This is a genomic window from Microbacterium sp. Bi128, assembly GCF_918698205.1.
This window is the reverse complement of the sequence record NZ_CAKKMM010000133.1, coordinates 1-9,968: the sequence shown is the minus strand read 5'-3', so window position 1 is coordinate 9,968 and position 9,968 is coordinate 1. Positions and strand designations below refer to the sequence as shown.

At 71.4% G+C, this 9,968-nt stretch carries 11 protein-coding genes; 10 read left to right on the top strand and 1 reads right to left on the bottom strand.

Translation table 11 applies throughout. From position 1 onward, the window contains the following. From LQV45_RS11485 to trpS, 3 genes are all read left to right on the top strand, one after another. Nucleotides 1–899 (top strand): YihY/virulence factor BrkB family protein (locus LQV45_RS11485; RefSeq protein ID WP_230007141.1); only part of this gene is annotated, 899 nt, incomplete at its 5' end. An 82-nt stretch (nucleotides 900–981) separates the two neighbouring features. Further along, entirely contained in the window at nucleotides 982–1,833 is an 852-nt protein-coding gene (locus LQV45_RS11480; protein ID WP_230007140.1) for an exodeoxyribonuclease III, read from the top strand. Nucleotides 1,834–1,898: 65 nt separating this feature from the next. Continuing rightward, nucleotides 1,899–2,903: a tryptophan--tRNA ligase gene (gene trpS, locus LQV45_RS11475; protein ID WP_290370237.1), complete on the top strand. Its 1,005-nt coding sequence runs from the start codon at nucleotides 1,899–1,901 to the stop codon at nucleotides 2,901–2,903. A gap of 301 nt (nucleotides 2,904–3,204) precedes the next feature. Here the strand turns inward: trpS and LQV45_RS11470 are convergent, their stop codons facing one another. Next, complete coding sequence (locus tag LQV45_RS11470; protein WP_230007139.1) at nucleotides 3,205–4,020, bottom strand: type IV toxin-antitoxin system AbiEi family antitoxin domain-containing protein; 816 nt, start codon at nucleotides 4,018–4,020, stop codon at nucleotides 3,205–3,207. A gap of 191 nt (nucleotides 4,021–4,211) precedes the next feature. Between LQV45_RS11470 and LQV45_RS11465 the strand changes: the two genes are divergently transcribed. The 7 genes from LQV45_RS11465 (at nucleotide 4,212) to LQV45_RS11435 (ending at nucleotide 9,928) form a co-directional block, all read left to right on the top strand. After that, complete coding sequence (locus LQV45_RS11465) at nucleotides 4,212–4,775, top strand: GNAT family N-acetyltransferase (protein ID WP_230007138.1); 564 nt, start codon at nucleotides 4,212–4,214, stop codon at nucleotides 4,773–4,775. Between the two features lie 154 nt (nucleotides 4,776–4,929). Next, on the top strand, nucleotides 4,930–5,793 hold the full coding sequence (locus tag LQV45_RS11460) for an Fpg/Nei family DNA glycosylase (RefSeq protein ID WP_230007137.1): 864 nt from the start codon (nucleotides 4,930–4,932) through the stop codon (nucleotides 5,791–5,793). 276 nt (nucleotides 5,794–6,069) lie between these two features. After that, entirely contained in the window at nucleotides 6,070–7,101 is a 1,032-nt protein-coding gene (gene ribD, locus LQV45_RS11455; protein WP_230007136.1) for a bifunctional diaminohydroxyphosphoribosylaminopyrimidine deaminase/5-amino-6-(5-phosphoribosylamino)uracil reductase RibD, read from the top strand. Continuing rightward, entirely contained in the window at nucleotides 7,101–7,757 is a 657-nt protein-coding gene (locus LQV45_RS11450; protein ID WP_230007135.1) for a riboflavin synthase, read from the top strand. Before ribD ends, LQV45_RS11450 begins: the two co-directional genes overlap by 1 nt. Then, the gene (gene ribA / locus LQV45_RS11445; protein WP_230007134.1) at nucleotides 7,754–9,022 is read left to right on the top strand and encodes a GTP cyclohydrolase II; all 1,269 of its coding nucleotides are present in this window, start codon (nucleotides 7,754–7,756) and stop codon (nucleotides 9,020–9,022) included. The genes LQV45_RS11450 and ribA overlap by 4 nt, the downstream gene beginning before the upstream one ends. Continuing rightward, a complete protein-coding gene (gene ribH, locus LQV45_RS11440; RefSeq protein WP_230007133.1) occupies nucleotides 9,022–9,495 on the top strand; it encodes a 6,7-dimethyl-8-ribityllumazine synthase in 474 nt (157 codons plus the stop codon). Before ribA ends, ribH begins: the two co-directional genes overlap by 1 nt. Before the next feature lie 79 nt (nucleotides 9,496–9,574). Next, the gene (locus LQV45_RS11435) at nucleotides 9,575–9,928 is read left to right on the top strand and encodes a Fe-S protein (RefSeq protein ID WP_230007132.1); all 354 of its coding nucleotides are present in this window, start codon (nucleotides 9,575–9,577) and stop codon (nucleotides 9,926–9,928) included. The last annotated feature ends 40 nt before the right edge of the window (nucleotides 9,929–9,968 follow it).

Genomic DNA, 9,968 nt, shown 5'->3' with positions numbered 1-9,968 from the left:
ACGGCCTGATCCGGATCGTGAACGGCTACATCCCCGGCATCATCAGCAAGAACGGACTCGTCAAACCCGAGCAGGTCGAGGCCGTCGCCCAGGAGAGCGGCCGTCTCCTCGGTGTGACCGGTGGCGTGGCCGGTGTCGTCGTCATCTGGACCACGATCGGTTTCGTCACCTTCACCCGCCGGGCCGTACGGGACACCTTCGGCCTCCCCTTCGACACACGCAACTACGTGCTGCTGAAGGCGCGGGACTTCGTCGCCTCGCTCCTGTTCGGCCTCGCCCTTCTCGTCGGCGCGCTGCTCGGATCGGTGACCACCGGCGCCGTGGACCTGGTGTTCGGGATGATCGGTTGGGACCGAGGCACCGCGGGGTGGTCGCTCGGGGCGCGAGGGGTGTCGCTCCTCATCGCCTTCGCCGTGAACACGCTCGCCCTGGCCTCCCTGTTCCGCTTCCTCACGGGAACCGCGCTCACGTGGCGGCGCACGTGGCCCGGAGCCCTGGTCGGGTCCGCGGGACTGGTCCTGCTCCAGGTCGCGGCGGGCTTCCTCTTCGTCTACACCCCGTCCAACCCGCTGCTGGCCACGTTCACGGTCCTGGTCGGGTTCTTGCTGTGGTTCCGGCTCGTGGGGATCGTGATCCTCGTCGCGGCCGCGTGGATCGCGGTGGCCGCCGACGACCGCGATGTGCCGCTGCGCTCCCCCGAGGACCGCCGCGCGATGGAGCAGACCGCCCTCGTCATCGCAGCCCAGGTGGCGGTGCGCGAAGCGGAGGAACGGGCGGCGCTCGCGCACTGGCCCCGGCGCTGGGCGGCGAGACGCCGCCTTCGGCAGGCCCGGAAGCACCTCGCGCACCTGGAGTCGGAGCTGCCGGAGCCCCGGCGCTCCACACTGTTGCTGGACTGAGCGCGGCCCCGCGAGGTGGCGCCGTCGGCGGCCCGCGGACCGAGCGCGGTGCGGTGTCGGAGGCCCCGGTTAGGCTCGTCGGGTGGCTCGTTCTGTACGCATCGTCTCCGTCAACGTCAATGGCATCCGCGCCGCTGTCCGCAAGGGCATGATCGAGTGGCTCGACGCCTCGGGCGCCGACATCCTGGCCCTGCAAGAGGTGCGCGCGACCGCCGAACAGCTGGCCGAGGCGGTGCCCGGCTGGCAGATCGTCAACGACGAGGCGCTGCAGAAGGGCCGCGCCGGGGTCGCGATCCTCAGTCGACTGCCCGGCGTGCAGACGCGCACGCACCTCGGCCCCGAGCCGCTGGACTCCTCGGGCCGGTGGATCGAGACCGACTTCGACATCGACGGCGAGACGCTGACCGTCGTCAGCGCCTACGTGCACAGCGGCGAGGTCGACACCCCCAAGCAAGAGGCCAAGTGGCTGTTCCTGGATGCCATGGAGCGGCGCCTCGCCGAGCTGAGCGCCGAACGGGAGCTGGCGGTGGTCATGGGCGACCTCAACGTCGGCCACCGCGAGCTCGACATCAAGAACTGGAAGGGCAACCGCAAGAACGCCGGATTCCTCCCCCGCGAACGCGCGTACTTCGACCGCTTCTTCGGTCCGTCCGGCGCCGAGGTCGAGGGCGTCGACGGCTCCACGGGACCGGGCCTCGGGTGGGTCGACATCGGCCGCCGTCACGCCGGCGACGTCGACGGCCCCTACACGTGGTGGTCGATGCGCGGAAAGGCATTCGACACCGACACCGGCTGGCGCATCGACTATCACGTCGCCACACCGGCGCTGGCCGAGCGCGTCACCGACTACCGCGTCGACCGCGCGGCATCCTGGGACGCCCGATGGAGCGACCACGCCCCGGTGATCGCGGATTACACACTCGGGCGGTCGTGACGTCCGGCCCCGCGGGGCTGCGGGACCCGGACGGCGCGGAGCGCCGGGACGCCTAGGATCGAACGGTGACCCAGCAGCGCCTGTACTCCGGAATGCAGCCCTCGGCCGACAGCCTTCAGATCGGCAACTACATCGGGGCCCTGCTGCAGTGGCGCGAGCTGCAGGACGAGTACGACGCCTTCTTCTCGGTCGTCGACCTGCACGCCCTCACCCAGCCCGGCGATCCCGCCGAACGGCGCGAGAAGACCCGCCGCACCGCTGCGCAGTACATCGCGGCCGGCATCGAGCCCTCACGCTCGACCCTCTACGTGCAGTCGCACGTGCCGGCGCACGCCGAACTGCAGTGGGTGCTCTCGACGCTCACGGGCTTCGGCGAGGCCGGGCGGATGACGCAGTTCAAGGACAAGTCCGCCCGGTACGGCGCGGATGCCACGAACGTCGGCCTCTTCACCTACCCGGTGCTCATGGCCGCCGACATCCTGCTGTATCAGACCGACGTCGTGCCCGTCGGCGACGACCAGAAGCAGCACATCGAGCTCACGCGCGACCTCGCCGAGCGGTTCAACCAGCGCTTCGGTGAGACGTTCGCGATGCCGAAGCCGATGATCCAGCGCGAGACCGCGCGCATCTACGACCTCCAGAACCCCACGTCGAAGATGTCGAAGTCGGCCGAGTCCGACGCCGGCGTGCTGTGGATGCTCGACGACCCGAAGGTCAGCGCGAAGAAGATCATGCGCGCTGTGACCGACTCCGAGGGCGCCGTGCGCTTCGACCGCGACGCGAAGCCGGGCGTCTCGAACCTGCTCGTCATCTACTCGGCCCTGACCGGACGCGAGATCGGCTCGATCGAGGACGAGTACGCCGGCCGCGGCTACGGGGACTTCAAGAAGGGCCTCGCCGAGGTGGTAGTGGCCGAGTTCGAACCGGTGCGCGCGCGGGCGCTCGAGCTGCTCGACGACCCCGCCGAACTCGACCGCGTGCTCGCGCACAACGCCGAGCGGGCGGCATCCGTGGCCGAGAAGACCCTCGCGGACGTCTACGACCGCATCGGGCTGCTGCGTAGGGGCTGACAAGGCCGGGGCTGGGCGGCTGCGGCGACCGGCCTGCGCCGCGGCTGACCCAGCCGGGGCCGGCCGGCGCCGGGCAGTCACAACTCCTGCAACGGTTGGCCGATGTTCCGGCAGTCCATCGGATCGGCGATCTGTGCAGGAGTTGTGCACGAGGACCAGTGGCCGGTGCCGTCGGGGGCGCGGCGGTTTCGACCGGCACAACTCCGGCAGCGGAGCCGCAAGAGTGCGGCGGGGCGCCGCGCGCGGTCGATCGTGCAGGAGTTGTGCGCCGCCGCCCTGCGCCGAGCGTGCGCGCTCGGTCTCACCGGCTCCGGCGCGGGCCTTTCCACACGCCGGCCAGCGCGTCGCGCACCAGATCCGGGCGGTACAGGATGTCCTCGGCAACCAGACGCAGGGTGACGTATCCGAGAGCCGCTGCCGCGCGATCCCGACGCCGGTCACGGAACTGCTCCTCCCACGACGAATGATGCGCGCGGCTGTCGCACTCGACGATGAGCCACCCGCCGACGAGGAAGTCGACCCGCCCGACCCCTCGAAGACGCACCTGTGTCTCGTACGGTGCACCGAGGGCGCGCAGGATGAGACGGACCAACGTCTCGGGACCCGACTCGGCCGAAGGGTCCACGAGACCGCGGAGCCGCCGGTAACGCCGCGGAAGCCCGTCGAACACCGCATCCACCTCGACGTCGGTGATCAGTCGACCGTGCAACGCGCTGTCCACCGAGGCGATCCCGGCCCGCGGCCCCTGGCACAACACGGCTTGCCTCAGCGCCTCCACGAGATCCGCGTGCAGGTCGCCCGGGCGAGCCCGGCTCGCGCGCCAGTGAGCGACGACACCGGCCGGGCGCTCGGGGATCCTGCTCGCTTCTCGGTCGAATTGCACGTGGAGCCGGTCGGAGTGAAGGACGAAGACACCGAGCACCGACAGCAACGACACGCAATCCAGGCGGCCGCCGAAGCATCCGGCATCCCGCGCTGTAGACTCGACGGAGGCGACCGCGTACCTTCCACGCCGGAGCCGGACCAGGGCCCCGCTCCGCACCGCGCTGTCGATGCGATGTCGGCTCCATCCGTCGTCGCGAAGCTGACGGTAGGTGCGGAACTCGGGTGTCGCCATCTCCCCCACCGTGCCCGGCACCGGACCCGCGCGAGCGACGCGAGAGGCGAATGGGGGATGGATGCCGAGATTGCTCCGCTGTGAAGGAGCCTCGGGACAGACAGAACTCCGGCGCGACATGCACGCTGCGGCATCCACCGGTCAGCGTGCGGAGAATCGCCGGAGTTGTGCCCGGTCGGTAGCGTGGGCGGATGGAACCGGACCGCCTCCACACCCCGCACCTCGAACTGTCCGCACCGACGGCGACGGACGTGGCGTCCATCCACGCGGAGTGCCAGGATGCCGACCTGCAGCGCTACACCACGGTGCCGTCGCCGTACCTCCTCACGGATGCCGAGCGCTTCGTGGAACTGACCGCCCGTTGGTGGGCCGACGGTACGGAGCCGACCTGGGCGATCCGCCGCGACGGCCGCCTCGCGGGCATGATCGGGCTGGCGAGGTTCGACACCGGCGCCCCGGAGATCGGGTACTGGATCGCCCGCGACGCGCGACGGCAGAATGCGGCCAGCGAGGCCGCGGCCGCCGTCATCGACTGGGCGTTCGCCGACGATCGCCCGAGCATCGAGCGGATCGAGTGGCGCGCCGTCGTCGGGAACATCGGCTCGGCGCGCACCGCGCGACGGCGCGGGTTCCGCTACGAGGGGCTGTTGCGGTGGGCGCACGTCAACAGCCTCGGCCGCGCCGACTTGTGGATCGGCGGCCTACTCCGGCACGACGACCGCGTGCCGCAGGAGTGGCCGCTCGACCTGGACTGAGTGGCCGCACAACTCCGGCACATCCGCCGGACTCCGCGGCATCCCCGCCTCTCCGCCGACACGTGCAGGAGTTGTGCCCGGGGCCGCGGCCGCGGACCTCGACGGGCGCGGCAAGAGCCTGTCGAATGTCGGAGGGGGATGCCACGATGGCTGCATGCCCGAGATGCCCGAGGTCGAAGGACTCGTCGAGTTCTTGCGCGGTCGTGTCACGGGGCTGACGGTCACGAAAGCCTCGATCTCCGCGATCAGCGCCTTGAAGACGTACGACCCCCCGATCGACGCACTCGTCGGCTCGGCGGTCACTGGGGTCGAACGCCACGGCAAGTTCGTCGACATCGCCGCCGACAGCGGCATCCATCTCGGGTTCCACCTCGCCAAGGCGGGCTGGCTGCGCTGGTACGACGCTCTGCCCTCGACGATCATCAAGCCGGGAAAGACGCCCATTGCGCTGCGTGTCGGCTTCGACGACGGCTCGGGCTTCGACCTCACCGAAGCCGGCACGAAGAAGTCGCTCGCGGTGTACGCCGCACGCTCCCCCACCGACGTCCCGGGGATCGCCCGGCTCGGCCCCGACCCGCTCGACGCGGCTCTCGACCGCGACGCCTTCGCGGCGCTCCTCAGCGGCCGTCGCACCCAGATCAAGGGCGTGCTGCGCGATCAGTCGGTCATCGCGGGCGTCGGCAACGCCTACTCCGACGAGATCCTCCACGCCGCCAAGATGTCGCCCTACGCCCTCGCGGCCACCCTGACCGACGCCGAGATCGACACGCTGTACGCCGCGATGGTCGCCACGCTGACCGAAGCGATCGAGACCGCGCGCGGCAAGCCGCCCGCCGATCTGAAGGATGCCAAGCGCCGGGGCATGCGCGTGCACGGGCGCCGCGGCGAGGCGTGCCCCGTGTGCGGCGACGAGGTGCGCAGCGTGTTCTTCGCCGACAACTCCCTCGAGTACTGCCCGACGTGTCAGACGGGCGGCAAGATCCTCGCCGATCGGCGGCTGTCGCGGCTGCTGAAGTAGCACGGTTTCGCCCCGAGTCGGCGGGAATGAATCCGTGTCGGCGGTGTTGATTAGACTTCGAACAAGCAACACGTGCTCCGGGGTCGGTGAGAATCCGAACCGGCGGTGACAGTCCGCGAACCCCTCCGCTTCAGCGGTGGGGCCGATCCGGTGGAATTCCGGAACCGACGGTGATGAGGCGAGCGATCGTCTCTAGTCCGGATAGGAGGCAGCACGGTCGGCGCGCCGCGTCGCCCTGCGCTCCTGCCCCGTTCACGACGGGAAGGACAGGGAAAGATGGCATCCGCCGCCGAAACAGACGCGATGCGCCGCGCGCTGCGTCTCGCGCGGAACGGCCCCCGGGGACTCAACCCCCAGGTCGGCGCCGTCCTCCTCTCGCCCGCGGGCGAGGTGCTCGCCGAGGGCTACCACCGCGGCGCCGGAACCCCGCACGCCGAGGTGGACGCCCTGTCGCAGCTCGCCCCCGGGGCAGCCCGCGGCGCGACCGCCGTCGTCACCCTCGAACCCTGCAACCACACCGGCCGCACCGGCCCGTGCGCGGTCGCCCTCCTCGAGGCCGGTGTCGCGCGCGTCGTCTACGCGCTCGATGACCCGACCGACGCTGCGACGGGCGGCGCCGACCGCCTCCGCGGCGGCGGCGTCGATGTCGAAGCGGGCCTCGAGCGCGACGCCGCTGCCGACCTCGTGCACGACTGGGTGCACCTGCAGCGCACCGGTCGCCCCGTCGTGACCGTCAAGTGGGCGCAGAGCCTCGACGGCCGCGCCGCCGCCGACGACGGATCCAGCCAGTGGATCACCGGACCCGCCGCCCGCCGCGACGTGCACGAGCGTCGCGCCGCCGCTGACGCGATCCTCGCCGGGACCGGAACCGTGCGCGCCGACGATCCCGCTCTCACCGCGCGCACCCACGACGGCTCGCTCCTGCCCGACCAGCCGATCCCGGTCATCGTCGGCGAGAGCCCGATCGCCCCGGATGCCGCGGTGCGTCGACACCCGCGCGAGCCGCTGTTCTTCCCCACTCACGATCTCGCCGCCGTGCTCGACGACCTCGGCTCCCGCGGCATCCAGCGCGTCTTCGTCGAGGGCGGTCCGACCCTCGAGAGCGCGCTCGTGCGCGACGGCCTCGCCGACGAGGTGCTCGTCTACGTCGCCCCGGTGCTCCTCGGAGGCTCCCGCCTCGCGCTCGGCGACGTAGGAGTGCCCACCATCGACGCCGCGCGGCGGCTCGAGGTGGCATCCATCGAGGTGCTCGGCGACGACATCCGCGTCGTCGCCCGTCCCGTCCACGACCCCCAGGGAGATCTCTGATGTTCACCGGAATCGTCGAAGAGATCGGCGAGATCACCGCCGTCGAACCCGCCGGCGACGGCGTGCGCGTGACCGTGCGGGCACCGCTGGCGGTGTCGGATGCCGGTCACGGCGACTCGATCTCGGTCAGCGGCGTGTGCCTCACCGTGGTCGAGCAGGGCCCCGACTGGTTCACCGCCGACGTGATGAAGCAGACGCTGGACATGTCCACGCTCGCCGACGTCGCCGCCGGCCGCGCGGTCAATCTCGAACGCGCCACCGCCGCCCACGGACGCCTCGGCGGCCACGTCGTCCAGGGCCACATCGACGGCACGGGCACCGTGCGCGAGGTGCGACCGGGCGCGCAGTGGAGCGTCGTGCGCATCGGTATCCCCCGTCACCTGGCCCCGCTCGTGGTCGACAAGGGCTCCATCGCGATCGACGGCGTCTCGCTGACCGTGAGCGCCGTGAGCGACGCCGCCGACCCCGAGCCGTGGCTCGAGGTGTCGCTCATCCCCGAGACGCTCGAGGCGACGACCCTCGGCCGCGCCGAGGCGGGCACCCCCGTGAACCTCGAGACCGACATCCTGGCCCGGCACGTGCAGCGCCTGCTGGCCTTCCGCAGCACCGAGAATCCCGCGGCCGCGGCCGCATCGACCGAGAGGGGCTCCGCATGAGCCTGTCCACCATCCCCGAGGCCCTCGAGGCCCTGCGCGCCGGACGACCCGTTCTCGTCGCCGACGACGAGAACCGCGAGAACGAGGGCGACGTCATCCTGTCCGCCCAGCTCGCGACCGCCGAGTGGATGGCGTGGACCGTCCGCTGGTCCAGCGGCTACGTGTGCGCGCCGATGCCCGCCGACTGGGCCGACCGCCTCGACCTGCCGCCGATGGTCGAGGTCAACCAGGACGCCCGCGGCACGGCCTACACGGTCAGCGTCGATGCCGCCTCGGGTGTGGGAACCGGGATCAGCGCCGCAGACCGCGCGCGCACCCTCACGGTGCTGGCCGACCCGTCGTCGGTGCCCTCGAGCCTCATCCGCCCCGGCCACGTGCTGCCGCTGCGCGCCGTCGACGGCGGCGTGCGCGAGCGCGCCGGGCACACCGAGGCGGCCGTCGACCTCATGCGTCTGGCGGGCCTGGAGCCGGTCGGCGCGATCGCCGAGGTCGTGGCCGAGGACGGCAGCATGATGCGCCTGCCCGGACTCCTCGAGCTGGGCGAGCGCGACGGCATCCCGGTCATCACGATCGAGCAGCTCATCGCGTACCTCAACGAGACCCAACCCCTGGACGCCACCCCGACGCCGCGGCGCCGCGTGAGCCTGCGGGCCGAGGCCAACGTGCCCACCTCCCACGGCACGTTCCGGTTCCTCGCTTACAAGGACCGCATCACCGGCACCGACCACCTCGCGGTCATCTCGGGCGACCTCTCCGACAAGGCGCCGCTCGTGCGCGTGCACTCGGAGTGCCTGACGGGCGAAGCCTTCGGATCGCTGAAGTGCGAGTGCGGTCCGCAGTTGGAGGCCGCCCTCGACACGATCGACCGCGACGGCGGCATCGTCATCTACATGCGCGGCCACGAGGGGCGCGGTATCGGCCTCATCAACAAGCTGCGCGCCTACAGCCTGCAGGAGCGCGGCCTGGACACGGTGGATGCCAACCTCGCCCTCGGTCTGCCCGCCGACGCGCGCGACTACGCCGCCGCCGCGGGCATCCTCGCCGACCTCGGCGTCGAGAAGGTGCGCCTGCTGACGAACAACACCGACAAGGTCGCGCAGCTGCGCGGCTTCGGACTCGACGTCGTCGAGCAGGTCCCCCTGCTCGTGGGCGTGGGCCCCAACAACCACCAGTACCTCGAGACGAAGCGCGACCGCATGGGTCACGTCATCGCCGAGGACGACCTGCGCGACGCGCTCGCGCACATGAAGGAAGGACTCGTCTGATGGCGGGCAGCGGAGCACCTGAAACCGGCGGCATCGACGCGAGCGGACTGAACGTCGTCGTGGTCGCAGGCACCTGGCACGAGGTCATCACCGACGGACTGATCGCCGGGGCCCGGCGCGTCCTGGATGCCACGGGCGCGACGTACCGCGTCGTGCGCGTCCCCGGCTCGTTCGAGCTGCCGGTCGCCGCGGTCGCCGCCTTCGCGGGCGGAGCCGACGCCGTGGTGGCGCTGGGCGTCATCATCCGCGGCGGAACGCCCCACTTCGAGTACGTCTCGTCGGCGGCGACCGACGGTCTGACGCGTGTCGCGATCGACGCCGGCAAGCCCGTCGGCTTCGGCGTCCTCACCCTCGACGACGAGCAGCAGGGTCTGGATCGCGCCGGGCTCGAAGGCTCGAAAGAGGACAAGGGCGCCGAGGCGGCCGACGCCGCCCTGCGCACCGCCCTGGTGCTCCGCGAGCTCCGCGGCTGAGGTCTGCGAGGCGCGCCTCCCGTCGCGGTGAGGTGCGCCTTGCTGGCGCCGCGCGCGCGGCATCCCTAAGGTGACGGGCATGGAGATCCTGCGTCATGTCGTCGTGCTCGTCCACCTCGTGGGCTTCGCCGTGCTCTTCGGCGCCTGGATCGTCGATGCCGTCTCGCGCCGCGCGCGGATCACTCCCCTGATGAACTACGGCCTGCTGATCTCGTTGCTCTCGGGCCTCATCCTCGCGGCGCCGTGGGGCATGACGTACGAGCCGAACTACGTCAAGATCGGCGTGAAGCTCGTCGTGCTCATCGTCATCGGCGCGCTGCTCGGGATCGGTTCGGCCCGGCAGAAGCGCACCGGCGCGGTGCCGCCGATCCTGTTCTGGCTCGTCGGTCCGCTGACTCTGCTCAACGCGGCGTTCGCGGTCCTCTGGCGCTGACCCCGCGGCCACGACGGCCCGCAGGACGAGAGCGTAGACT